Raw genomic sequence first — 25,210 nt, forward strand, 5'->3', positions numbered from 1 at the left:
TCCTAGTTTTTTTAAAAATTTAAACCATTTTATTGGTTATGAGTAACATCGAAATAATAAAGAATGGAGCTGAAAATCTGAAAAAAACGAAGGATTATGACTAATACTGCGGTACTTAGAGAAGATTTACCAAACATGACTTTTTCTAGTTATGTTCATTGTATACGAAAAATAAAATTAATCAAGTTTTCTAATATATATATTTATTTTATTTATAAAATAAGGTGATGTTCTGGATTCTAGGTGTTTATAAATCTTGGTGGAACCCAATACAAAAAAATCCATAAGATACTGATAAGCATATATTTAATAAAAACATACTAATGATACAAAAAATATTGCTACTGTCTTTGCTTGGGAAATACACTAATAGCTATAACACTTAGCTCATTCTTCTTGTCCCTTCTCACTTCACCTAATGCAGCTTAAGAAATCACTAATTTTTAGAGGTTACTTACTCCTCATCATTCGTGCACATTGAACATCGCAACCGAATTAGGTAAGTCAATAATTTTTTCTTTTATCTATAATACTATTTCCCACAAGATAACTTTTTTATCCGCCCATCTCCCTTGATCGAAACTCTCCCCAAAAACTCTTTTATTTAATCTTTTAAAGTAATGGAGTTAATGTACCTGAGTAAAATAAGGTCTTTTCGCTTAGTTCTTTTAATGAAATATCATCTTCTTCATACAAGGCAAGAAGAACTATAAATTGAGGATAAGTGAAAGTAAAATTTTTAAGTAGACATTGATATTATCATGTTGGCAAATTGGCAAAATAGAGTGAAAAAAATAGTTGAAAGAAATACTTTTAACTATTTTTTCAATAAAAAGTATTACTTAATTATTAATGGTATCTAAATTTTTTATCTCATTTAAAATATTAGCATGTTTTAAATTTAAAGAGTTGATAGGAATAGTATTAGTTACCAAACCACTATTTGCCCCTAATCCAACGAAGCAGGTAGTAATAATATTTCTATAAGAGTTCATAGGATCTTTATCTTTTGAAAGATAACCTGCAAGTTCCAACATTAAACGACCATGCATAGTTGACCAAATAAATTGAGTTGCATGATGAGCTGTCTGCTGCGTGAAGACCTTTTCTTTAACGGCTTGTGAACAAAGATTATGAAGAAATTTAAGTGTTTCTATACCTTGTTCCAACTCTTCTCCTGAACGCTGGTATCCACCGATACTTTCTGCTGCAAACATTACAGCATAGAGATGTCTATGTGCTAAAGCGAACTCACGAACATTGCATGTTACATTCCATATATTTAATAGAATGTTATTTGTATTTGGGGTCTGTTGGAATATTTGTAATAACTGTAAAAAACCATAATCAACGACAGAAGCAACTAATTTTTCCATAGAACCAAATTCAGTATAAACAGCAATACTAGACATACCAATTTTGGCTGTAATTTTTCTGGCAGTCATTGCATTTGGGCCATCTTGTTCAAGTAGTTCAACACCTGCTCGAGTCATTAATTCGCGACGGTCTTTTTGTTTGATTACAGTTCCCATGCAACTGGCACCCTAAAATTGTGTATTTACTCTTCCAGTATACACGTGATATAACACCGTTATAGAAAAATAACGGTGTTATATTTATGGCTAATCTAAATTTTTCCACACTTGAACAGAATCCAGAACTTGAAGCCCGTGTTGAGAAGCTAAAACTATTAGCTTCTCAACCATGTTCTGAACAATATCTTGATGTAAAGGATATTGATCTTGAAGCTTGGAACCATGTCGGCGATCCACTTTGTGAAGCAGTTATGGCTGAACTCAAAGCAAATAAGATGCTGGCGGGTGACAAATATACCAATGCCCGCAAATTACAGGCCCAAGGAAATCCTGCTGCTATTGCTTTTTTTGCTGATGTTGAAACTATTCCATCATGGCTAGATTTTGAGGCCATGCAGTTAGGTGCAAAGATGGCAGCTCGCAATCCAATTGGCATGCTATTCGGTATGCATGGTGGTTTACCATTTACTTATCTTGATCCAGCAACGGCTCTAGTCATGAGGAATACCGGACGATTAGCGAAAGGTGGAGATTACCGCCGTCGTTATTGGGAAACAGCCACTGGTTTTGTTGGCGCATTGGATGTTGAAGGAATGAAACCAGGTGGCGCTCGATGGGAAGTGTGGATTCGAGTCCGTTTTCTGCATACCATGATTCGTATGGGGATTTTACATGCAGATCAATGGAAACTACCTACAGCAATGCCAATTAGCCAAGTTGCTTCAGCTGGAACGGCTCAAATGTTTGGACCTTATCGTGCCAACATTATTCGTTTCTTTGGCGGTGAAATAAGCAAAGAGGAAGAAGACAGCTTTGCATTGATGTGGCGCTGGATTGCTCGTCTTGAGGGTGCAAATAACCAACTATTGGGTCATACCCATGAACAACAGTTCCAAATTCAAACTAGAATACATCAATTTTTGTACAGCAAAACAAAAGAAGCAGTAGAAGTTACGCAAGGAGTAATTGAAGGAACATCAGCTATGAAAATTTTTCCTTTGTCCAAACGAATGCATACCGCGATCATTCGTCGTTTGTTATCGGAAGAAATGCTGCAAACTTTACCTGGCTATAACTTTCCTGATGATTTAGAACTTCCTAAGGATCGCCCTGCTGCTCTTGCCTTAGAAGTGGTGTCAGGTTCATTAAAGCTATTAAATAAAATTACTCATATTCCACCAGTTAAAAAATTAGCTGAGCGTCATGGACTACGATTCCTAGATCATGTGGTAGAGAAAGGTCTGGATGGAATTAGAGCTGAATATCAGGCAACCGCAATTAAATGTCCAGCTGGCCATGGTTAAAACACAAAAGTTATAAACAGTTCCAAAAGTAAGTTTTCAGGATTGAAACTTACTTTCCTTTATTTAATTAAGGAAAAATAATGACTACCGCCATAAAAGAAATTCGATTTGCAACCGAAGTACAATTAGATATTGCAATTAAAAATCTCACAAATGGAATTGCTAATTGGGCAAAACTCGATTTACCAGAACGTATCGCCTTACTCAAAAAAACACATACCAGTATTGCTAATGTAAGTGAAAATTGGGCAAAGGCCGCGATTTCAGCGAAAGGTACACCTCAAGGTTCACCTGAGGGGGAAGAATGGATGGCTGGACCTTATGCCACGCTTTCAGGCTTCGCAGCTGTTATTGATAGTTTAGAAAAACTTGCTCAAGGTAAATCACCATTAGACGGAATTAAAGCCAGTAAAGCACCCAATAACCGTATTAAGTTCAAAATGTTACCAAGTAACTTCTATGAGTTTAATTTATTTCATGGATTTCGAGCAGATCTTTGGTTAGAACCAAATATATCTGAGGCAGAAGCAAGAGCTAATGCAGGTTTAGGTGCAAAGCGTTTACGTGAGAACGGCGGTGTTGGACTGGTGCTAGGTGCAGGAAATATCAGTTCAATTGGACCTTTAGATATGCTGTATGAATTGGTAGCTCATAATCGTGCAACCATTCTGAAGTTGAATCCAACATTTGGTTCACTGTTAGATGTGTACAAACAAGCTTTTGCACCTCTGATTGAAGCAAATTTATTACGTGTTGTGAATGGTGGTCCTGAAACGGGTGCTTATTTAACAAATCACCTGGACATTAGTCATGTACATATTACTGGGAGTGCTTTAACACACGATAAAATTGTTTGGGGGTCAACAACCACAAAAATTGGTCGCCCCATACTTAAGAAGCCAATCACGAGTGAACTTGGCGGAGTATCTCCCATTATTATCGTACCAGGGAAATGGTCAAAAGCAGATCTTCGCTATCAAGCTGAAAATGTCGTCACCCAGAGGACCCATAATGCAGGTCATAACTGTATTGCAGGACAAGCCATTATTCTGAGTAAAGAATGGGAACAAAAAGACGAGTTTTTGGCAATTGTTTTAGAAGAACTTGAGAAAGCATCACAAAGACCTACGTGGTATCCAGGCTCAGAAGTAAAACTGGCAGCAGCTCAAATAGCTTATCCAAACGCTAAGCGACACAATGATACGATGTTAATCGAGATAAATGAAAAATCCTCCAAAGAACTCTTCACCACTGAATACTTTGCTCCTGTGTTAGGACATATTGCTATTGATGGTACTGGCATTAATTTTTTCCGTAACGCTGTTGATTTTGCCAATAATGAGCTAGATGGAACTTTAGGCGCTAGCATTATTATTGCTCCACATGACCGTAAAATAATGGGGATAGCATTTGAAAATACTTTAGCAGACTTACGCTATGGGACAATCGGCATTAATGTCTGGAGTGGAATCGGTTTTCTCATACCATCACTTTCTTGGGGAGCTTTTTCAGGAAACACATTAGAAAATGTTGGTAGTGGGATTGGTATTGTTCATAACTCCCATTTAGTCGAGAGAACTGAAAGAAGTGTTATCTGGGGACCATTCCGCCCTTTCCCTCGCTCATTCATTAATGGTGAAATTGCATTTTCTCCAAAACCTGCATGGTTTGTGACTGCTCGCTCTGCTAAGGAAACAGCTCAGAAACTTACCCAATTCAGTATAAAACCAAGTGTCACCAAAATGCTTAAAATTTTTGTCGATGCTTTTCGAGCTTAGTTTCGGCTTCTTATTTAGGATTACCGCATTATGATTTATTACAGTACCTATCCAGAAGTCGAAATTCCGACTGGTTCAATATATGACTATATTTTTAACTCCCTTAAAGAAGAGGAACTTGATCGTATTGCCGTAATTGATGGTATGCAGAAAATCTCTTATGGTCAGTTACGCCAAAGAATCGATGCCTTGGCAGGAGGCTTCAGAGCAAGAGGAATCAAGCAGGGTGATGTGATTGCTCTACATGCTCCCAATAGTGCAGATTTTGTAATTACTTTTCATGCTATTTTGCGTGCTGGGGCAACAGTCACGACACTAAATGTTTTATATAGCCCAGCAGAGATTAGCAACCAGATCAAAGATTCAGAGGCAAAGCTCTGTATCACCACTTCAATGTTTTTAGAAAATGCTGTTGCTGGAGTTATTGATGCTGGTCTTAGCCATGAACAAGTCATAGTAATTGGACATACAGAAAACTACTTATCCATTTCAGAGCTTATTTCTCAAAATTATAAACCACCTGAAGATTTTGTGGAGGCAGCTCTTCAACTTGCTGCCTTACCCTATTCCTCCGGAACGACTGGTAAAGCGAAGGGTGTCATGCTCACACACCGTAACTTAGTTGCAAATATTGCCCAATGCTTATCAGTATTACCAATACGTCAAGATGATACAGTACTCGCTGTACTGCCCTTTTTTCATATCTATGGCATGAACGTCATTATGAATCTGACATTACGACAGCGAGGTAAACTAGTTATTTTACCAAAGTTTGACTTAAAGCCTTTTCTTGAACTCATCCAGAATGAAAAATGCTCCAGCATATATATTGCACCACCGATTGCAGTTGCTTTAACTAAACATCCATTAGTGAAAGAATATGATTTATCAAGTATCCGTACGATTATTTGTGGTGCTGCACCAATGGATGAAGCACTTGGTGCAGCGTTAACAGCGCAAATTCCTGCTGTTTTGTTACAAGGTTTTGGAATGACTGAATTAAGTCCTGTATCGCATGTAACGCCACTAAACAATCCTGATATTCCAGTCGGTTCAATTGGGTTCGCCATTCCCAATATTAGCTTCAAGGTCATCGATCCCCAAACTGGTAATTTAATTGAAAAAGTCCAAAATGGGCGAACACAAGCTGGTGAAATGCTAATCAAGGGTCCGAATGTCATGGTGGGCTATTTAAACAATAAAGAAGCCACTGGCTCAACAATCACACTCGATGGTTATCTACACACGGGTGATATTGTTGAAGTTGGCCCGCAAGGTGAAGTCTATGTAGTAGACCGTTTAAAAGAACTGATTAAATATAAGGGTTATCAGGTTCCACCTGCTGAACTCGAAGCATTATTATTAACTCATCCAGCAATTGCTGATGTCGCAGTTGTTGCACATCCTGATGAAAATGCTGGCGAAATTCCACGTGCTTTTATTGTCCTTCAACCCAATTCAAATGTTAATAAAAATGAAATCATGGCATTTGTCGCAACCAAAGTTGCTCCTCATAAACGTATTCGAATTGTAGATTTTATTGAAGCTATTCCCAAATCACAGTCAGGAAAAATTCTACGCAAAGAGTTGAGAGGCCTTCCTTTATCAGCGGATTGAAGATGACGTTAGTGTGTTTATTTTCATATTAATACACCAACACTTTGCTAGTTATAAATTTAAAGGAATATTTATGAGTTTCGAAATTTCATGTTCATGTCAACACAATGAATTGGTACTGAATGGACCAGTAATCATGCGTTTCATTTGCCATTGTTTAATCTGTCAAAATGTCTATCAAGCACCTTATGCAGACGTCGTTGTGGCATGGAAAAATGATGTTATTACCACAAAATTTCAGTCTATTGACTTTAAAAAATTCCGTATGCCTCCAGCAGTTAATCGGGGAATCTGTATTCAATGCAAAAAGCCAGTTTACGGTTATTTAAAATCTTATGTTAAGCACGACCTTGCTTTTATTCCAGCTCAAAATTTCAAAGACTCATCATTATTACCAGAACCCTGCTTACATGAGTTTTATCATCGTGCTGTATCACCTGTAGAGGATGATTTACCCAAATATTATGGTTACATGCATAGTATGTTTGGTTTAAGTAAAGCTCTACTCAAAAATATCTATACAGCAGATAACGCTTAGCTAGTTAAAAACTCACTTATATTAAAAAGTTTTCTAAGAATGTGCGCCCATTCCTGAATTAAAACTTGTTTTCATCTCTAATAGTTTTTGCTTTACGAGATGAAAATTAGAAAAGAGCCGTAACTATTGCACTGCTTAGCATAAAGACTATTCCATAGAAATTAGTTTATACAAACCAATAAAAAAAGCCCTAAACTATTACAGTTTAGGGCTTTTTAAGTCATGTAAAGCTATTCGAGCTTATATGACTTAAATGTCTTGGTAGGTATATCCAGACTCGAACTGGAGACCTCTACGATGTCAACGTAGCGCTCTAACCAACTGAGCTATACACCTAGAATGGAAAGCATCATATTCATTTTTCAGAAGCAAAACAAGTGATTTTCAATTGAAAAAAATACAAATGAGCAGACTTTAAGCAACCTTTTTTCATTTCCAAAAAAAGAAAAACGGTACATGATTTAACCACATACCGTTTTGTTTAGCTGAATTTCAAGCTCAGCTTAACAAGGGCATTTCTTTAAAGTACCACCTGCCGATGGATAACGCGCATCGACACAATGACGGTAGAAAGTCTTTGCATCCATTGGGGTTAAATCAGGATGATGAGCTTTCATGTGCTCCACATAAGTCTGATAATCTGGCACGCCAACCATCAGTCGGAAGCTTTGCTGCAAACGTTGCCACAAGGTTGCAATACGCGACCAGTTCTTTGGAGAAAGCAACAGCTCTTTCTGCGAGAGCACCGTCATTTTGATGATTTTCGCAATAATGACAGTTCCATTTTTTGCAAATTTAAAATTCATCATTACTCTCCTCGTGGGGTGACCACTTCCGGATCAGCGTATACAGCAGGCGCTTCATTTACAGTTGGTTTCGGGCTTGCTAAAGCACGGCGCACAATACCAATTGAAGCAATAATCATGACAATCGAAACAATCATAAAGAAGCCACAAAGCGCAGCATTAATCTGATTCGACATCACAATGTTTTGCATCTCAGCAATACTTTTAGCTGGTTTTAATATTTCACCACGAGCAATCGCATCAGAGAACTTATGCGCTTGCGCTAAGAAACCAATCTTAGGATTTTCATGGAAAATCTTTTGCCAGCCCGCAGTCATACAGGTTATGAATAAGAAAATTGTTGGGATGATCGTTACCCAAACATATTTTTCTTTTTTCATTTTAAACAAAATGACTGTACCCAAGATGAGTGCCATTGAAGCCAACATTTGGTTACCAACACCAAATAAAGGCCATAAGGAGTTAACGCCACCGAGTGGATCAATCACACCTTGATAGACGAAGAAGCCCCATCCACCGACTGCAACCGCCGTACCGACCAAGTTACCAAAGAATGAACCTGATGCTTTAACCGCAGGAATCACAATACCAACCGTGTCTTGCACCATGAAACGGCAAGCACGAGTACCCGCATCTACAGCAGTTAAAATGAATAACGCTTCAAATAAAATCGCAAAGTGGTACCAGAACGCCATCATTGAACGGCTGTTAAAAATTTCCGAAATGATATGTGCCATACCAATCGCAAAGGTAGGTGCACCACCCGTACGCGATAAAATAGAAGACTCTCCGACTTCCTGTGCCAACACCGTTAACATTTCAGGCGTAACGACAAAGCCTAAATTACGCACAGCTTCTGCCGCAGTTTCTACAGTTGTACCCAGTACAGCCGCAGGTGCATTAATTGCAAAGTACACGCCTGGGTCTAAGACAGTTGCACAGATCATCGCCATGATACCGACGAATGATTCCATGAGCATACCGCCATAACCAATCACACGAATATCCGCTTCGTTATCGACGAGTTTTGGTGTTGTACCACTTGATACAAGCGCATGGAAACCAGAAATCGCACCACAGGCAATGGTAATAAATAGGAATGGGAATAAGCTACCCGAGAAAACAGGGCCAGTGCCATCAATAAAATGAGTCACTGCTGGCATTTTCAGTTCAGGTAATGCAATGATAATACCGACTGCTAAACCGAGAATGACACCAATTTTAAGGAATGTTGATAGATAATCACGTGGCGCTAACAATAACCAGACAGGTAAAACTGATGCAATAAATCCATAAATGATTAAGCACCATGTCAGCTGTGTTCCTGTTAAGGTGAAAAACTCACCCCAGTAAGGATCTGCTGCAACATGTCCACCGTAAACAATTGCAAGCATCATTAAGACGAAGCCAATAATCGAAACTTCAGCAATACGTCCCGGGCGAATAAAACGCATGTAAACGCCCATAAATAATGCAATTGGGATAGTCGCTGCAATCGTAAAAACACCCCATGGACTATGGGCAAGTGCTTTAACCACAACTAAAGCCAATACCGCAAGGATAATAATCATTACCCCAAGCGCACCAAGCATTACAATGATACCAGCAAAAGAACCCAGTTCCTGTTTTGCCATTTCACCTAGCGAACGACCGTCTCGACGCGTTGAAATAAATAAAACTAAAAAGTCTTGGACTGCACCTGCGACAACCACACCGACCAATAGCCAGATTGTCCCTGGTAAAAAACCCATTTGTGCAGCCAAAATTGGCCCGACTAATGGCCCCGCTCCTGCAATCGCAGCGAAGTGGTGACCAAAAAGTACATATTTATTGGTGGGAACATAATCCAGACCATCGGCTAAACGGTGGGCTGGGGTTAAACGTCTTGGGTTTAATTCAAATACTTTAGTTGCAATAAATAGACTATAAAATCGATATGCGATGCTATATACACATGCTGCAGCCAGTACAAGCCAAACCGCATTGACATGTTCACCACGACTGAGTGCCAGCATCCCAAAAGAAATTGCACCTATAATTGCCACTAGGCTCCAGACCAGCTTGGAGGGAAGCGTAGATTTCGCTTGCATTGTGTCCATTCTTAACCTCTCAATAAATAACTACAGCATTTTTATATTGTTATGTACTGTTCTATCAAATCCTTGTGACTGTACTCCTCCTTTAATTTTTTTCCTCTTATACTTTCGCATAAAAAAAGGGATGATTTACATCATCCCTTCGATAATAGTGTATTTTTTAACTATTATGCACGCTCTAAATAATCGCCAGTACGAGTATCTACACGAACGCTTTCCTCTTGCTGAACAAATAACGGAACACGAACAACCGCACCTGTTTCAAGCTTAGCTGGTTTACCGCCACCACCAGATGTATCACCGCGTACGCCTGGATCAGTTTCAACAATTTTTAATACAACGAAGTTCGGTGGGTTTACTGTTAAAGGTACGCCGTTGAACAACATAATCGTACATTTTTCATTTGAATCGTCTTTTAACCATTTTGCAGCATCGCCCATTGCAGTTTTGTCTGCAGCGATTTGCTCAAAAGATACAGGATCCATGAAATTCCACATTTCACCATCGTTGTATAGGTATTCCATTTCAACTTCAACAATATCAGCTGCTTCTAAAGAGTCACCTGATTTGAAAGTTTTTTCTAATACTTTACCAGTTTTAAGGTTACGTAATTTTACACGGTTGAACGCTTGACCTTTACCTGGTTTTACATATTCGTTTTCCATGATTGAACATGGGTTACCATCAAGCATAACCTTAAGGCCTGCTTTAAAATCATTTGTAGAATAATAGGCCATGAAAGGCACACTCCAAACTTAACAAGTCAACTATGCGATATAATGCGTTGTTGCATTATCTTAATCGTGTCAAATGATAAACTATTTATACCAAGAGCAAAACTGGCAATCACAACTGAGTGACCTTATTACTGATCCTTCAGAGTTGCTAAGCCTACTCGAGTTATCCTCTGATCAGCTATTATCAGGTGCGATTCTGGCTTCTGAACAGTTTAAATTGCGTGTTCCTCGCGCGTTCGTCGGAAAAATGAACGCTAAAAACCCTTTTGACCCGCTTTTGCTACAGGTTTTACCTCATCATTTAGAACTTGAAGAACATCCTGAATTTGTAACAGACCCTTTGGGTGAAGAAGCAGCAAATCAATTACCCGGTGTATTACATAAATATAAATCACGTTTTTTACTGACTTTGACGGGTGCTTGTGCCGTACATTGCCGTTATTGTTTCCGTCGTCATTTTCCCTATCAAGAAAATTTACCGAAAAATGATGATTGGTTAAATATTAAAAATTACATTGAAGCGAATCCGCACATTAATGAAATCATTTTAAGTGGTGGAGACCCTCTTACGCTTTCTAACCGTAAATTCGCACTTTGGCTAGAACGTTTATCATCTCTCAAACAAATTAAGATTCTGAGAATTCATTCACGAGTTCCAATTGTGATTCCAAACCGGATCGACGAAGAGCTGATTTCTTTATTAAAAAACAGTAGGCTGCGTATAGTTCTGGTGGTACACTCAAACCACGCTTCTGAACTCGATGACTTTACCTGTTCAAAATTGTTGCAGTTATCTGCCGAGCACATTACTGTACTTAATCAGGCAGTATTGCTTAAAGGTGTTAATGATTCTGCACAGACATTAATTGATTTAAGTTATCGTTTATTTGAAGCTCGCGTTATGCCTTATTACTTACATGTTTTAGATAAAGTAAAAGGTGCACAACATTTTGATTTAATACCATCTGAGATAGATGATATATATCGTGATGTGTTAGCGAACCTACCGGGGTATTTGGTTCCTAAACTCGTCAGGGAAATTGCGGGCGAAAAGAATAAAACACCGCTTTTTGGGGCAACAACATTTTGAGTTATATAATAAGTGATGATGAATAATGCACTATCGGACATTTTTCACAATCAAACCGAACTCACTCGTGAACGGTTAAGCTTTTGTGAAGCCAATATTAAAGATCTTAATGAATGGGTCACTACCCTTTCTATTATGCAACTCGGCGATACGTCAAAAGCATTATTCACCGCCATTTTAGAGCTCAATGAATTAAAATGTAGTGAAACCTTACGTTTTGATCTTATACAAACGCTTCATCCCACCATTAATAACGTTCTTGCGAGTCTAGAAAAAAACTTTTTTAACCAAGGTGTGATTAGTACAGACCGTAACGAACATATTATTGAGTTAGCGATGTTGCTGCGTTGCTATTTCGCCAGTATTTATTTAAATATTGCACAAAATAGTCATGGGCAATTACAGCATCAAAAGTTTTCTCTATTTGCCTATAAGCAAAAAAAGAATTTGCAAACGGCACGTACCTTATCAACTTTTCATGCACTACAACAATTAACGAGTCTCTTATATCAGCAGCATATGCTCTATAGTGAGCCTCTTAAAGGACAATGGTTAGTTGCACATCAGCTCTACGAAACCGCTGTTCAACACAAATATCATCTCATCAATATTAATCATATTCAGGGTATCCACCACCCTCTAGCAAATATTACCCAAGCTTATGCTCAGCTAATTTTGCTCGATATTTTAAATACGAACCAGATTCGCCAATCAGAAATTCAGGCCTTATTTCAATGTAGTTTTGACTGGGCAAGAATGATTCAAATTTTGCCGAAAGATACAGCATTAACCAAATATGTGGTTGACCCAAGTAAAGACCATCCGCCAGTCTATAACACAAAACGCAGCTCTAATTTTAGTCCAAGCATTTTTATAGGCACACAAGCTTTACTTGAGCATGTCACTGCAACCATGCATAAAAATGCGCAATATATTTCTAAAAATGAAAAGTTTTATTTAAGCCCAGCTTTAAAATTTCATGTTCAAACAATTTTGGGTACGACGGCTCAACGTCGTCACGAACGTTATGAATACAATGCAGAACTACAAATTTGTTTCGGTTTAAGTACGGCTCATTTCTATCTAGCGAAAGCAAAAAACTTTGAAGAAACGCTACAACTTAACAATAATTACAACTTACAAAGTGAGTCTAAAGTTTTATCCAATTTAGAGAAAAAAGAACAACAAACGACATCTTATCAACGCTTAAGTCGTGAAAGCAAAACCATTTATCAAACCACTGTTCTCGATATTAGTGTCAATGGATATCGTATTAAATGGTCTGGGGAAGCACCGAAAAATCTAAGAACCGGTGAATATATTTTAGTTAAAGAAACTTTGCATGGACAATGGCGCGGTGGCGTAATCCGCTGGATTAAACAGTCGACAGAAAAATCCCTAGAGTTAGGTCTAGAGATTTTGTCACAGGCGATGTTCCCTTGTGCAGTGCATATTCAAGCTGAGCGTCATACACGCAATTATCATCCTGCACTATTACTACAAACACAAAATCTAGAAGAAATACAAAATACGTTGATTTTACCGGGGTCACAAATTTTTAGAGAGCAACAAACAATTCATTTACGATTGGGGACAGAAGAAATCAAAGTGTATCTACTCAAAGCACAACTCATTACTCAAAGTTTTATTCAATTTCATTTCGAACTTCTGAATGAGCAGCAACAAAATCTGCTTGATCAGTTCATGATGAAAAAGAATAGCAACTCTAGCAGTCAAGATTTATGGGAAGCACTAAAGTGAGAAACTCTTTATTATCTAAAAAGTTAAAACGTACTGAAACACGTTTACTCATTATTGATGACAACCAGCTACGTTATAACCAGATTTTAAATTTATTATTGGGGAATAATTATCAAGTTCATGCTTTATTACTTGATGATCTAAAAAGTTTCGAAAAGCAGTTAAATACGCCTTGGGATGCTATTATTTTTGGTCGTGCTTATGACTTAAAAATTGAACAAACACTCTCCCTTATTCAAGCATCTGAGCAGCCACATTTACCTGTTTTGTTATTGCAACCTGAAGATTATCAACCTCAGCAATATCAAGCCTATATTCATAAAGGTATTTATGACGTAGTTCCATTAGAGCCATTAGATTATTTTTATATCACGCTTATTCGGACCTTGTCGTATAGCCACTTATTGCAGACTGAACAACGTTTGACCAATGAATTGGAAACTATTCATTCTCATACACAAACACTGGTTAATAACAGTCATAAAGCAGTTGCACTGTTTCAAGAAGGGATGCACGTTAAGGCAAATACAGAATACCTCAACCTTTTTGGCTTTAAGCAAGAAGAAGAGATTATCGGCCTGCCCATCTTAGATGTTTTGCAACCCAATGATTTAAATATTTTTAAACAAAGATTTAAGAAGATTTCATTAGGTCAATTTGATCAGGCTCGTTTTGAAATCCAGAGTCAACATGCAGCAATTTCAGGTAATAATGCTTTAAAACTTGAATTTATTCCAAGTCAGGAAGAAGACGCCGTACAGTTAACGATTGACTATCAACTGGATTTACAATCACCTGCAAATACAGCATTTTCTGAAAAAAGTTACGGGTCCACTGCGCCTTGGCAACAAATTAATCGACAACTATCGACACACCCTGCTCAAGCAAATGCATTGGTTTTATTCAGACTAAATCAGTGCCCAGAACGAGTGTTTCAACTAGATTGGCAAACACCTGGGCAATATTTTAATCAGCTGCAAAGTTTCCTGAAAGAACAGGCTCAAATGCCGATTTTCAATCTTGAACTTGGAGCCTATCTTGGCGTTTTGCAAGCCGAAAACAGTACAGTCCTTAACTCCCAATTGGCAAGTCTGCAAAGTTTGCAAAAAGAGCATTTATTAACGGTTAATGAACTTAATTACTCAGTACAATTCAAACTGAGTTATGCGCAAATTACAGAGCCATTAAATGAAGCTAGCTTTGCAAAGCTTCTTGATCAAACAAATCAGCAAGCCTTACCTAAAGCCAAGCCAGAAATTGAGCTAACGCCAACAATCGATATGATCCCTTCTGAACCTATCAGCTCGTCTCTGTCACTTGATTTAAGCCTTCAAGATGTTGATGCTCCAATGCCTTCACCGTTATTACAGCAGTTAAAGCAACAGCTAGCACGGGGTGAAATTCATTTAAAATATCAGCAGATTTATGATAAGCATGATCAAGAAACCCATAACTACGAAGTGACGAGTGGTTTTATTGCAGATGAACAGTGGCATGATTTAAATGATTTAGCCGCATTGCGAGATGATAGTGAACTTTCGATTCAATTAGACCGTTGGATTTTGGTCGAGGCTTGCAAGCAGCTACATAATTTCATCACGCAGTACCCGAAAGCCAAGCTAATTATTAACTTGAATATTGATATCTTACTCAAAGATAAATCAGCCCCTGAACTCATTTCGAAATTACTCACCATTATTGGTAGTAAGCAAGAAAGTCCGTTGATTTTACAATTTTCAGAGCAAGCGATTCAGCCACATCTTGCAATTGCACAGCAACTTATAGCCCGCCTACGCCAACATGGCGCAGAAATTTCAATTCGGGATTTCACATCTTCTATGTATAGTGAATCAATATTGCAACAACTTGATGTTCAATATTTAAAATTGCAATCGAAGAAGACAGAGCTATTAAACTCAGATGCTGGTTTAGCGCAATTACAAGAAAAGATTCTAAATTATTTGACTGTAAAACCTGTTGGGATTTTACTTGCCGATCTTAATGATATGAACTTATTTGCTAACGCTTGGAATGTGGAAGCACGTTTCTTACAAGGTCGTTATTTCCAGAAACGACTTGATCGATTAACAGACGTACAAGACCAATAATGCTCTTGTCGTTCATAAACAAAAAACGGGCATAAAGCCCGTTTTTTGTTTCGTTTTTCAGTATTAACGCTTGATAGAGCGAGACATACCAGAGAAACGTTGTTTGAATTTGTCGATACGACCACCAGTGTCTACATTCTTTTGCTTACCAGTGTAGAAAGGGTGGCAAGCTGAACATACGTCAAGGTAGATAGTTTCTTTACCTAAAGCAGAACGAGTTTCGATTACGTTACCGCAAGAACAAGTTGCAACTAATTTTTCATATTTTGGGTGAATATCGGCGCGCATCGTCGATTACTCCTAATTGTAGAAAGGCTTAAGCTGCCATCGCAATTGATCACTCTCAATATAAATCGAGGAAAGCTCAAAATGAGCAGATCAACACCACAACAGACCATTCTTTTGGCCCACCGAAACCTCTAGGGTTAGAGCTAAGCACAACAAGTGGACAAGATTATACGCCAAATATTTTTTATTTGCGAATTAATCTTTAGATTTAGCCCAGTAATTTGCAATTACCCCACAAACCATTAATTGGATTTGGTGAAAGATCATAATAGGCAACACAATCATGCCTAAAGGCTGACCAATAAATAAGATTTGCGCCATCGGCACACCACTTGCCAACGTCTTTTTTGAGCTACAAAAGAAAACCGTGACTTGATCTGCTCGGTTAAATCCAAAAGCACGAGGTAGATACAGTGCTAATAACATAATAACCGTTAAAAGAACTGAACAAGCAACCACTAAAATAAGCAAAGTTTTCCAGTTTACCTGATGCCAAAGACCTGCAACCACTGCCCCACTGAACGCGCCATACACCACCATCAAAATCGAGCCTTGATCGAATGCTTTAACAATACTTGGAACTTTTGCCATATAAGGAAAAATATAAGGACGTAATATTTGCCCTAAAATAAACGGCACTAACAGCAACAATGTAATTTGTATAATTGAAGCAGTCGGATCGAACCCATGTTGACTTTGGCCTAAAATAAAAAAGCTCACCAACACTGGTGTAATAAACATACCAATCAAATTGGAAAAAGATGCGCTACAGACCGCTCCAGCCACATTCCCTTTTGCAACTGATGTAAATGCAATAGAAGATTGAACTGTAGAGGGTAAAAAACACATAAACAGAAAACCCCAGTACAGCTGCTGGCCGAGTAGAGGTAACAGAATCGGTTTAGCTAACAAACCAAGCACGGGGAAAATAAAAAAAGTAAATGCGAAGACAAGTAAATGCATTTTCCAATGCAAAACGCCTTCAATTACAGCCTCACGAGACAGCTTCGCCCCATGCAAAAAGAATAAAATTGCAATCGCGACTGTAGTCAGTGTATTGAAATATTGCGCAGCTTGACCACTGACTGGAAAAAATGTTGCTAGCAGTACCATTCCAACTAACAAAATTGTAAATCGATCAAGTGCCAATAACTTCAACATAGCCACATCCTATGATTATTTTAGATAATAAAAAACCCAGTTGATAAATTGACCATCTGGTCAAGCGTTCATCATACTGGGCTAAAAAAATAAAGCTAGACTTTTAAGACCTAAATCTTAAAGTGTCATAGTCAATTTTTAGTTATTTGTCGCATTAGCATCTTGTTGAATCAACTCGATTTTATAACCATCTGGATCTTCAACAAATGCGATGACGGTAACACCACCTTTCATTGGGCCCGCTTCACGCACAACTTTGCCACCACGTGCTTTAATTTCTTCACACGCTTTATAGGCATCGTCAACACCAATCGCAATATGACCATAGGCATTGCCTAACTCATAACTTGATGTATCCCAGTTATGGGTAAGCTCAAGCACAGTATTGGTTTCTTCATCACCATAACCAACAAATGCCAGTGTAAAGCGCCCTTCTTCATAATCACGCTTACGAAGTAACTTCATTCCTAATACTTCGGTATAGAACTTTAAAGATTGTTCTAAATTGCCTACTCGCAACATTGTATGAAGCATTCGCATATATTTATCTCCTAGGAAACCTTTATTTTGATGATTGATTAGCCAACAACTTACCTACCCATATCACGAGTAATAAAATTGGTAATCCCATCAAAAATGTAGCCGTAAAAAAGCCTGAATAACCGATATGATTCACTATTGTACCTGAGTAACCACCAATCGTTTTTGGTAACAACAGCATTAGCGAGCTAAAAATAGCATATTGCATGGCAGTAAATGACACACTCGTTAAACTAGAAAGAAATGCAATAAAAACTGCCCCAGCTAATCCAGAGGCTAAGTTATCAAATATGATGCCCATTACTAACCAAACTTTGCTATAAGGAACAACCACTTTTCCTTTCAATTCAATATCAATATTTTTATCAATCGGAATCGCAGGAATATCGGATAAACTCATACGATAACGAGGCTGATTCTCTTCTAGTTGCTTTTGATAAGAATGATTTAAAGTTAAAGTATGCGATTGCTTATTAGCTTCATAATTTGCTTCTACTTGTATTGAATTAAGTTTAGCAAGATCATTTCCAGGAACAATAACACTCCAATCATTATCTTTAATCTTGCCTTCTATTTTATCTTTTGAATTCAATAAAATGCTAACTGATTTTAGTTCACTATTTTTAGGCAGATTCAATAAACTACCATGAAGAATTACATCTTTTTTCAGCTCATCTTTATATAAAAGATTATCTCCACCAATTGCTTGAATATAAATATCTGGTTGTGATTCTGAGCTAAATAATTTTAATGGAAGGTTTATCTTTAAGGGTTCAGTATATCCCACAGGCTGAGAATCAATTGAGACTTTATTCTGAGCTGTTGTTAATGTATTACTTGGGAATTTTAATGACCAATTTCCTACTTCATCAGGGCTTGTTGTATAAGTCTTATCCCCAATATGAACCTGAACATTTTGCATAGTGGCGCCAGACTTAACTAATCCAACAAAAATCAAGTTAGTAGTGCTTGCTAGAATTGCTCCTAAGAACATCATTTTCATCACATTATAGCGTTGTGCTAACATTCCTCCGAGGAAACCACCCAATATGACAAAGAAAATTGCAAAAAACTTATTAAACCAAGCAATTTCTTCTTTATCAAAGTTTAAGTCTAAATAGAATAAATTAGCCATTACACCAGCAACGACATCTGAAATACGATAAAACCCTATTAACAATAAAATTGCTAAAGCAACTTTTAATCCATATCGTTTAAAGAAATCTAATAAAGGTGATAACCATGTTTCTACAACAATTTTTTTATTAATTAGACCAAATTTAATTAAACCTAGAATTACAACAACAGCAATTGATATACTAATTAAAAATTTAATAACTAAAAGTAAAAAACTTAAAAAAGCATCTTCAATAGAAAATGAATCAAAAATTAAACCGATTTGATAAAAACTAATTCCAAAAACGATGGTTGAAATAACAAAAACCGCAAATAACTGAAAATAATCTTTAGCTTGATAATGATGCTGAATACGCTTAACTTGAGGCTCATGGATAAATAATGTTGTAATTATTCCTATACCCATTAGGCAGGCCATTAATAAATATGTAGTTCTCCATGCTTCATATATATAGTTACCAACTGCGGTACCTAGAGAAGCCGCAAATAATAATGCACCTAATTGCGTGATGATTGTAGCAGTACGATATCCAGCATTATAAGTTGAGGCTAAAACAGTTTGTACATTAGGATCTTCAGTTAATTCAATACGGTAAGCATCCACAATAATATCTTGTGTAGCTGAAGAGAAGCCGAGAAAAATAGCTGCTCCTGCCATAATAGTTAGATTTGAAAATGAACCAAAGCCAGAAGTGTTAGGTAATGGATTTGTAAATGCCATTAAACAAATTGCGCAGATAACTAAAATCTGTGCAATTAACAACCAACTACGCCTTAATCCCATTTTTTTTGTTAAATAAGGAAGTGGTAATTTATCTATTAATGGAGCCCAAATAAATTTGAATGAGTAAGCTAACGCTGCCCAAGAGAACATCGTAATAGTACTTCTGTTAATTCCAGCTTCAGTCAACCAGAATGATAAGGTTGAAAAAATTAGAAATATGGGAATTCCTGAGGAAAAGCCTAAAAACAACATAATAATTGCTCGGCGATCCAAGAAGGCCATAAAAGAACTTTTCCACCCTTTTGATTCAGCACTCATTCGATTTTTATTTTCCATAAATTATAAATGTGCCTATTCAAACCCTTCTTACAATTGCTTTCAAGATTCTTTATGCAAACATTTTTGTTTTGGCGATAAAAACCGCAAGTTTGCTTGATATTTTATGCTAAACCTGTATACCTTAAGGCTTCAACCTTCGTTTTCTTTTGCTGGATATCAACAGTGACACAAAAACTTGATCAAGTGACTATTTCAACTTTATCACTCGCTAAAACAACCACCACAAACGTCACAGTAAATGCATTTCCTTCAGCTTTTGAGCAACCTGATATAAAAATGACCTTAGATAAAACCGTTTTAAAACCTGAACAACTTACACATATCCCCGATTTTGAAAAAATTCCAGCTTCAACTAAACGCATCAAACCTCTTAATAATTTTTTAGGTCAAGATCGTGCCAAAGCATCTGTAGAGGCGGGAATTTCTTTACCCTACTCAGGCTATAACATTTTTGCAGTAGGAACTGCTGGTTTAGGCAAACGTACCATGATTAAACGTTTGTTACAGCAGCACGCCAAAACAATGCCAACACCTGATGACTGGGTGTATGTCTATAATTTCAAGCAAGCACGTCAACCTATTGCCCTACGCTTTCCAGCAGGTCAAGGAACTAAGTTTCAACAGGCACATGATCAAACTTGGCAAATTATTTTAAAGCAACTTGAACGCCGTTTTAGTGCAGAGACTTATCACAATCGTATTGAACGTATTCGTCAGGAAACAGGTGATGTACAACAACAAGCGCTTGTTGAACTAACCAAAGAAGGTGAAGAACTCGATTTAAAACTCATTTCTCGTAATGAGAAACACGGTTTTGTTCCTGTACAAGTCAAAGATGATCAGGTTCAAGAACTTACCCAAACAGATATTGATGCATTAAATAGTAAGCAACGCGCTGAAATTGCGGCCAATATTCGCTATATGGATAAAAAGCTGGATCGCCTTGGTCTACATTTAGGTGATTTAGAAGATGATGCACGCGACAAAGTGTCTGTGTTAAATCGGGATATTGCAACGCAAGTTGTTATGCCAAGAATGGAGCTTATTTTAAATAAATATGGCCAAGTGAAAGGACTCGAAGATTACTTAAAACAATATGCCCAAGATATTATTGATAATGTTGAACTGATCTTAGAACAAGATGAAGATGATTTTACTCCATCAATGTTCAATCGTGTTCCAGCACGTTATCAAGCCAATGTGATTGTTTCAAATAAACCAAATAGTGGCGCTCCTGTTATTTTTGAAGACTTCCCAACGCACTATAATTTACTCGGCCATGTTGAACAGCTCACCCATAACGGCACAATTACTACAGATTTCACGCTCATTCGTCCAGGTGCTCTACATCAAGCGAATGGTGGTTTTTTAATGCTTGAGGCCGAGCAATTACTTGAACAGCCTTATGCATGGCAAGGTTTAAAGCGTGCCTTAAAATCAGGCCAACTCAAGTTATCTTCTCTTGAACATATGCTGACGTTAACAGGCTCTATCTCGATAGAACCTGCCGCGGTTCCGCTTGATATTAAAGTGGTTCTTATGGCAGAACCTGAAATTTATTATGAAATTTTAGAAGTAGAACCAGAGCTTGGTAGTGTATTTAAAATTCGTGCAGATTTTACTGATACATTACAACGTAATGACGAAAATGAACAAGCCTACATGCAGCTCATTGCTGACTATGTACAAGCGGATAAATTGCTTCCGTTTGATCGTAGTGCTTTAGCAGCGTTACTTACTGACTCAAGTCGCCAGGCTGAAGACCAAAGTTCACTGTCGTTACATGCTTCAACCCTAGGTGACCTAATTCGCGAAGCACATCATCATGCATTTAAAGCGAATGAGAAGCTGGTAACCGACCAGCACATTAACCTCGCTCTACAACATCGCCAATATCGCTTAGGCTATTTAAGAGAGCTTTACTGGCAAGATCTTTCACGTGGTACACAATTAATCGAAACGTCGGGATACCGTTTAGGGCAGATCAATGCCCTCTCCGTCATTCATTATGCAGATGTTGAGTTTGGTTTACCTTCACGTTTAACGGCATCTGTTTATCAAGGTGGCGGTGATATTCTTGATATTGAACGTAGTGTAGAACTTGGTGGCTCACTTCATGCGAAAGGCGTGCTGCTGATGTCTAGCTTCTTAAAAGCTCACTTTGGCCGTGAACAGATTTTACACTTCTCCGCTGCGCTTGCATTCGAACAGAGCTATGGTCAAGTTGATGGCGATAGTGCAACTGTTGCTGAGCTTTCAGCGTTGATTTCTGCGATTAGCCAAATACCAATTGATCAATCATGGGCAATTACCGGCTCTATGAACCAATTAGGACAAGTTCAACCTATTGGCGGCGTAAATGCAAAAATTGAAGGATTTTATGATGCATGTAAACTACAAGGTCTGACAGGTAAGCAAGGTGTCATTATTCCTCGTCAAAACATGCAGCATTTGATGTTACGTCAAGATGTTATTGATGCTGTTCGCAGTGGTCAATTCCATATCCATGCAATTGATACGATTGATCAGGCACTTGAAATTTTGATGGCTCGTCCGGTCGGTACGCTCGATAAGAAGGGTAAATACAGCAAAAATTCAATTTATGCAGCAGTAATGGAACAACTTGAATATTGGCAAGCCATTGAAGATGGTGCTGAAATTGAAGAAGAGCCAAAAAAGAAAAAGAAAAATAAGAAAAAAATTAAGAAGCATGAAGAACTTACAGCTGACGATCTGCCACAAGAAAATGCAGAAGAGGTTGCTACCTTAAAACAGAAGTAATAAAAAAGGGCCTGTAAAATACAGGCCCTTTTTTATTTTAGACTTGCAAAATTAACGAACGATTTGAATCGCTCGCCCTCCTGCTAACTGGCTAAAATATTGTTTAAGTGCTTCAACACAACGTTGAATTTTCATTGGTTGTTGGTCATGCTTGGCAACCTCTGCATACAATGTAAACGTTGGTAATTTCCAATCTGGCATGAGTTCAATCAAAGAACCATTTTTTAATTCTTTCTGAGCATCCAAATATAAAATTCGTGCAATACCATGCCCTTGCTGGCATAACGCTTTTGCAACTTGTAAATTATTGCTCTGCAAACGGCTTTGCATTTCAATATTGAGCGTTTCACCTGTTTTTACATGTTGAAAATTGAAATGGCGTGAGTCATTCATGACATTAATCGACAACAATTCATGATCTCTTAAATCATTAGGATGCACAATTGGACTAGATTGATTGAGATAACTAGGAGAAGCAATCAAAATCTGATCTACAAAAGCCAACGGAATGATCGAGCTGCTCTCTTCTACAGGAGTAGAACTCATGCGGACTGCAATATCAATTCGCTCTTCAATTAAATCGATATAGCGATGCCCAACTTCGAAATGCACAGATAAACCGCGATGAGCCGACATCCAGTGAGATAATGCAGGAATGAGGTGTTGAACTGCTAAATCAGGAGTTGTTGCAATACGCAAATCCCCGATTAAGTCATCCCTCAATTCATTAATTCGGATTTTTCCCCTTTCAGCAGCCGCCAACATCTCTTGACAGCTTGAAAAAAAAGCCTGTCCGGCTTCTGTCAAACTAAGTTTACGAGTGGAGCGATGTAATAGAGTTACATCCATTTCATGCTCAAGCGAGCGTATCTGCTGACTCACTGCACTTGTTGTAATTCCTAATTCACGTGCCGCACCACTAAATGAACTTTTTTCTACCACACAAGCGAAAACACCCATCGCACGAAGCTGATCTAACATAGGTTTCCTCAAATCTAATTTTAAATTTATAAAAAATGCTTATTGTTGTAATGAAAGCAACCAATTACATTATACGAGGAAACCTAAGTTTTTTGCATTAGCTATTTTGGTAAAAGATTTACAGGATTAATCGGTTTACCATCCAAACGAATCTGGAACTCGAGCATGACTTGAGATGCACCAGTAGATCCCATTTCGGCAATTTTTTGTCCAGCAGTTATATTGTCACCGCTTTTTACAAACATCTTGCTATTGTGGGCATACGCACTGATATATCCGTCAATATGCTTAATTAAAACCAGATTTCCGTATTCTTTTAAGCCATCAGCTGCATAGACAACTTGACCATCGGCTGCGGCATAAATAGGGTCACCCTGATTTCCACCATAACGGATTCCCTTGACATTATTTGCCAAATTAAACCCTTGAATCACCGGTCCATTCGTCGGTTTTATCCAACGTAAGCTCGAATTTGGTGCAACTGATGCCACTGTCGTATTTGTTGACGGTACAGTAGACGGCTGAGTTACTGGAGTAACAGGCTGTGTAGTTGGCAAAGCAATCGTTTGACGCTTGATTTGCTCAGGCTGTGCCATGACTTGTGTAGATACCGTTCTTGGTGAAGAACCTTTCTTCAAACGTAATGATTGATTGACATAAATACGATATGGCGCAGGAATATCATTCATTTCGGCAATACTGATATAGTCCAGACCATAACGCATTGCGATACCACTCAAAGTATCACCTGAACGAACTGTGTAATAGTTAGGAGCCATTGCATAGCGAGAACTATTATTAATTTGTGGTTTAGAAGCACAACCTGCCATAGCTACGGTAAAACCTACAGCCACAGACAACAACATAATTTTCATTATTTTGTCTTTTTGGATATGCACTCTGTTTTGTTGCCCAATTAAATGCATTGATCTCCCTCACTAAATGCTACAAATCATTTCGGCTAAGAGTACCAAAAAAGTAAGAGGAAACACGTTCCTCTTTTTCTTTATTCACAAAGTTATAACATTCGAGCTCAATTATTGACTCAAACTGCCCTGAAGGTCTTCTAAAACGGCGTAATTTGTAGCATCCATTTGAATAGGTGTAACACTGACATAACCGTTTGCTACCGCAAAGAAATCCGATTGAATCTGGCTTGAAACACGCTCCGGATCTGTAACCGCCTCGCCTGCTAATCCAATCCAGTAAACTTGGCGTCCTCTTGGGTCGACATGGCTGGTAATAGGTTTAGATTGAGCACGACGTCCCTGATACGTAATTTGTGCTCCTTTTAACTTCGGCACATCAGGAATATTGATATTAAAGATGTGTCGTGGAGGCAAAGCTGGTAATCCGCTTGCAATAAAATCATGTACCCACTGCGCAGCCTGAGCATAATCTTCTTTAACATTATAAGCGCGTACATCAGGACCAGCTAAAGAAACAGCAATTGCAGGTTGCTTCATTAAACGCCCTTCAAATGCAGCACCGACTGTTCCAGAATATAAAACATCATCACCTAAGTTCGCGCCACTATTGATTCCACTTACGACTAAGTCAAATTCGAAATCAAACAAACCATTCATAGACAAATAAACACAATCTGCTGGCGTACCATTCACAGCCCATACATCTTCGGCAATTTGAATTGGGCGCAATGGTCGATCTAGTGTTAATGCACTTGAAAAACCACTTCTTTCACTTTCTGGTGCAACCACAACCACACGTCCAAGCGGTTTTAATGCTTCAGCTAAAGCCTGTATACCTGGCGCAAAAACACCGTCATCATTCGCTATCAAAATATTCACTAAAATCTTTCTCTAAAAATAAACCTAAAGGTTTTCACAATTGAATTATTTGTTGAATTATATATATTTATGCCTCCATAG

The 25,210-nt window shown here is 37.9% G+C and carries 19 protein-coding genes and 1 tRNA gene; 8 read left to right on the top strand and 12 right to left on the bottom strand.

Annotated features, from left to right (window positions below; all coding sequences use genetic code 11):
- Positions 1 to 842: 842 nt before the first annotated feature.
- Positions 843 to 1,532, bottom strand: coding sequence for a TetR/AcrR family transcriptional regulator (locus I7H67_RS02320; RefSeq protein WP_192454974.1), 690 nt, complete (start codon positions 1,530 to 1,532; stop codon positions 843 to 845).
- Positions 1,533 to 1,618: 86 nt separating this feature from the next.
- Here I7H67_RS02320 and I7H67_RS02325 point away from each other — a divergent pair, with 86 nt between their 5' ends.
- The 4 genes from I7H67_RS02325 to I7H67_RS02340 all read left to right on the top strand — a co-directional run bounded on the left by I7H67_RS02325 (position 1,619) and on the right by I7H67_RS02340 (position 6,772).
- Complete coding sequence (locus I7H67_RS02325; protein WP_192454975.1) at positions 1,619 to 2,839, top strand: oxygenase MpaB family protein; 1,221 nt, start codon at positions 1,619 to 1,621, stop codon at positions 2,837 to 2,839.
- Between the two features lie 80 nt (positions 2,840 to 2,919).
- The gene (locus I7H67_RS02330; protein WP_192454976.1) at positions 2,920 to 4,617 is read left to right on the top strand and encodes an aldehyde dehydrogenase family protein; all 1,698 of its coding nucleotides are present in this window, start codon (positions 2,920 to 2,922) and stop codon (positions 4,615 to 4,617) included.
- Positions 4,618 to 4,647: 30 nt separating this feature from the next.
- Positions 4,648 to 6,234 carry an AMP-binding protein gene (locus I7H67_RS02335; protein ID WP_198306980.1) on the top strand — a complete coding sequence of 529 codons (1,587 nt, stop codon included), beginning with the start codon at positions 4,648 to 4,650 and terminating at the stop codon, positions 6,232 to 6,234.
- Between the two features lie 73 nt (positions 6,235 to 6,307).
- Positions 6,308 to 6,772, top strand: a complete 465-nt coding sequence (locus tag I7H67_RS02340; RefSeq protein WP_198306981.1) for a GFA family protein — start codon at positions 6,308 to 6,310, stop codon at positions 6,770 to 6,772.
- A 259-nt stretch (positions 6,773 to 7,031) separates the two neighbouring features.
- Here I7H67_RS02340 and I7H67_RS02345 read toward each other — a convergent pair.
- The 4 genes from I7H67_RS02345 to efp form a co-directional block, all read right to left on the bottom strand.
- Positions 7,032 to 7,108: transfer RNA gene (locus tag I7H67_RS02345), tRNA-Val, on the bottom strand.
- Positions 7,109 to 7,275: 167 nt separating this feature from the next.
- Complete coding sequence (locus I7H67_RS02350) at positions 7,276 to 7,581, bottom strand: YbdD/YjiX family protein (protein ID WP_004790909.1); 306 nt, start codon at positions 7,579 to 7,581, stop codon at positions 7,276 to 7,278.
- Positions 7,581 to 9,677, bottom strand: coding sequence for a carbon starvation CstA family protein (locus I7H67_RS02355; protein WP_198306982.1), 2,097 nt, complete (start codon positions 9,675 to 9,677; stop codon positions 7,581 to 7,583). The genes I7H67_RS02350 and I7H67_RS02355 overlap by 1 nt, the downstream gene beginning before the upstream one ends.
- Positions 9,678 to 9,841: 164 nt before the next feature.
- Positions 9,842 to 10,411, bottom strand: coding sequence for an elongation factor P (gene efp, locus I7H67_RS02360; RefSeq protein ID WP_004790907.1), 570 nt, complete (start codon positions 10,409 to 10,411; stop codon positions 9,842 to 9,844).
- A 73-nt stretch (positions 10,412 to 10,484) separates the two neighbouring features.
- On the opposite strand from efp, the gene epmB reads away from it, so the two are divergent.
- Genes epmB through I7H67_RS02375 form a run of 3 tightly spaced genes read left to right on the top strand, consistent with a single transcriptional unit; the run spans position 10,485 to position 15,370 of the window.
- Positions 10,485 to 11,501 carry an EF-P beta-lysylation protein EpmB gene (gene epmB, locus I7H67_RS02365; protein WP_005307267.1) on the top strand — a complete coding sequence of 339 codons (1,017 nt, stop codon included), beginning with the start codon at positions 10,485 to 10,487 and terminating at the stop codon, positions 11,499 to 11,501.
- Positions 11,502 to 11,516: 15 nt separating this feature from the next.
- On the top strand, positions 11,517 to 13,262 hold the full coding sequence (locus I7H67_RS02370; protein ID WP_023274156.1) for a hypothetical protein: 1,746 nt from the start codon (positions 11,517 to 11,519) through the stop codon (positions 13,260 to 13,262).
- Positions 13,259 to 15,370 carry an EAL domain-containing protein gene (locus I7H67_RS02375; protein ID WP_198306983.1) on the top strand — a complete coding sequence of 704 codons (2,112 nt, stop codon included), beginning with the start codon at positions 13,259 to 13,261 and terminating at the stop codon, positions 15,368 to 15,370. The genes I7H67_RS02370 and I7H67_RS02375 overlap by 4 nt, the downstream gene beginning before the upstream one ends.
- 63 nt (positions 15,371 to 15,433) lie before the next feature.
- On the opposite strand, the gene rpmE is transcribed toward I7H67_RS02375, so the two are convergent.
- From rpmE to I7H67_RS02395, 4 genes are all read right to left on the bottom strand, one after another.
- Complete coding sequence (gene rpmE / locus I7H67_RS02380; RefSeq protein WP_004652835.1) at positions 15,434 to 15,658, bottom strand: 50S ribosomal protein L31; 225 nt, start codon at positions 15,656 to 15,658, stop codon at positions 15,434 to 15,436.
- Positions 15,659 to 15,853: 195 nt separating this feature from the next.
- Positions 15,854 to 16,825 carry a bile acid:sodium symporter family protein gene (locus tag I7H67_RS02385; protein ID WP_171056844.1) on the bottom strand — a complete coding sequence of 324 codons (972 nt, stop codon included), beginning with the start codon at positions 16,823 to 16,825 and terminating at the stop codon, positions 15,854 to 15,856.
- A 132-nt stretch (positions 16,826 to 16,957) separates the two neighbouring features.
- Entirely contained in the window at positions 16,958 to 17,359 is a 402-nt protein-coding gene (gene gloA / locus I7H67_RS02390) for a lactoylglutathione lyase (RefSeq protein ID WP_005307276.1), read from the bottom strand.
- Between the two features lie 22 nt (positions 17,360 to 17,381).
- Positions 17,382 to 19,556 carry an AmpG family muropeptide MFS transporter gene (locus I7H67_RS02395; RefSeq protein ID WP_198306984.1) on the bottom strand — a complete coding sequence of 725 codons (2,175 nt, stop codon included), beginning with the start codon at positions 19,554 to 19,556 and terminating at the stop codon, positions 17,382 to 17,384.
- 165 nt (positions 19,557 to 19,721) lie between these two features.
- Between I7H67_RS02395 and I7H67_RS02400 the strand changes: the two genes are divergently transcribed.
- The gene (locus tag I7H67_RS02400) at positions 19,722 to 22,340 is read left to right on the top strand and encodes a Lon protease family protein (protein ID WP_005307281.1); all 2,619 of its coding nucleotides are present in this window, start codon (positions 19,722 to 19,724) and stop codon (positions 22,338 to 22,340) included.
- A gap of 51 nt (positions 22,341 to 22,391) precedes the next feature.
- On the opposite strand, the gene I7H67_RS02405 is transcribed toward I7H67_RS02400, so the two are convergent.
- The 3 genes from I7H67_RS02405 to surE form a co-directional block, all read right to left on the bottom strand.
- Positions 22,392 to 23,321 (bottom strand): LysR family transcriptional regulator, encoded by a 930-nt coding sequence (locus tag I7H67_RS02405; RefSeq protein WP_004790899.1) that lies wholly within the window; start codon positions 23,319 to 23,321, stop codon positions 22,392 to 22,394.
- A gap of 101 nt (positions 23,322 to 23,422) precedes the next feature.
- On the bottom strand, positions 23,423 to 24,247 hold the full coding sequence (locus I7H67_RS02410) for a peptidoglycan DD-metalloendopeptidase family protein (RefSeq protein ID WP_198306985.1): 825 nt from the start codon (positions 24,245 to 24,247) through the stop codon (positions 23,423 to 23,425).
- A 111-nt stretch (positions 24,248 to 24,358) separates the two neighbouring features.
- The gene (gene surE / locus I7H67_RS02415; protein WP_192833904.1) at positions 24,359 to 25,129 is read right to left on the bottom strand and encodes a 5'/3'-nucleotidase SurE; all 771 of its coding nucleotides are present in this window, start codon (positions 25,127 to 25,129) and stop codon (positions 24,359 to 24,361) included.
- Positions 25,130 to 25,210 lie beyond the last annotated feature (81 nt).

Source organism: Acinetobacter sp. ACIN00229, from assembly GCF_016106645.1.
GTDB classification, from domain to species: Bacteria; Pseudomonadota; Gammaproteobacteria; order Pseudomonadales; family Moraxellaceae; genus Acinetobacter; species Acinetobacter oleivorans.

What these genes read in the sequence shown, in the direction of transcription:
- I7H67_RS02320 (WP_192454974.1), bottom strand. Translation starts at nt 1,532, where the DNA reads ATGGGAACTGTAATCAAACAAAAAGACCGTCGCGAATTAATGACTCGA.
- I7H67_RS02325 (WP_192454975.1), top strand. Translation starts at nt 1,619, where the DNA reads ATGGCTAATCTAAATTTTTCCACACTTGAACAGAATCCAGAACTTGAA.
- I7H67_RS02330 (WP_192454976.1), top strand. Translation starts at nt 2,920, where the DNA reads ATGACTACCGCCATAAAAGAAATTCGATTTGCAACCGAAGTACAATTA.
- I7H67_RS02335 (WP_198306980.1), top strand. Translation starts at nt 4,648, where the DNA reads ATGATTTATTACAGTACCTATCCAGAAGTCGAAATTCCGACTGGTTCA.
- I7H67_RS02340 (WP_198306981.1), top strand. Translation starts at nt 6,308, where the DNA reads ATGAGTTTCGAAATTTCATGTTCATGTCAACACAATGAATTGGTACTG.
- I7H67_RS02350 (WP_004790909.1), bottom strand. Translation starts at nt 7,581, where the DNA reads ATGATGAATTTTAAATTTGCAAAAAATGGAACTGTCATTATTGCGAAA.
- I7H67_RS02355 (WP_198306982.1), bottom strand. Translation starts at nt 9,677, where the DNA reads ATGGACACAATGCAAGCGAAATCTACGCTTCCCTCCAAGCTGGTCTGG.
- efp (WP_004790907.1), bottom strand. Translation starts at nt 10,411, where the DNA reads ATGGCCTATTATTCTACAAATGATTTTAAAGCAGGCCTTAAGGTTATG.
- epmB (WP_005307267.1), top strand. Translation starts at nt 10,485, where the DNA reads ATGATAAACTATTTATACCAAGAGCAAAACTGGCAATCACAACTGAGT.
- I7H67_RS02370 (WP_023274156.1), top strand. Translation starts at nt 11,517, where the DNA reads ATGATGAATAATGCACTATCGGACATTTTTCACAATCAAACCGAACTC.
- rpmE (WP_004652835.1), bottom strand. Translation starts at nt 15,658, where the DNA reads ATGCGCGCCGATATTCACCCAAAATATGAAAAATTAGTTGCAACTTGT.
- gloA (WP_005307276.1), bottom strand. Translation starts at nt 17,359, where the DNA reads ATGCGAATGCTTCATACAATGTTGCGAGTAGGCAATTTAGAACAATCT.
- I7H67_RS02395 (WP_198306984.1), bottom strand. Translation starts at nt 19,556, where the DNA reads ATGGAAAATAAAAATCGAATGAGTGCTGAATCAAAAGGGTGGAAAAGT.
- I7H67_RS02405 (WP_004790899.1), bottom strand. Translation starts at nt 23,321, where the DNA reads ATGTTAGATCAGCTTCGTGCGATGGGTGTTTTCGCTTGTGTGGTAGAA.
- I7H67_RS02410 (WP_198306985.1), bottom strand. Translation starts at nt 24,247, where the DNA reads ATGCATTTAATTGGGCAACAAAACAGAGTGCATATCCAAAAAGACAAA.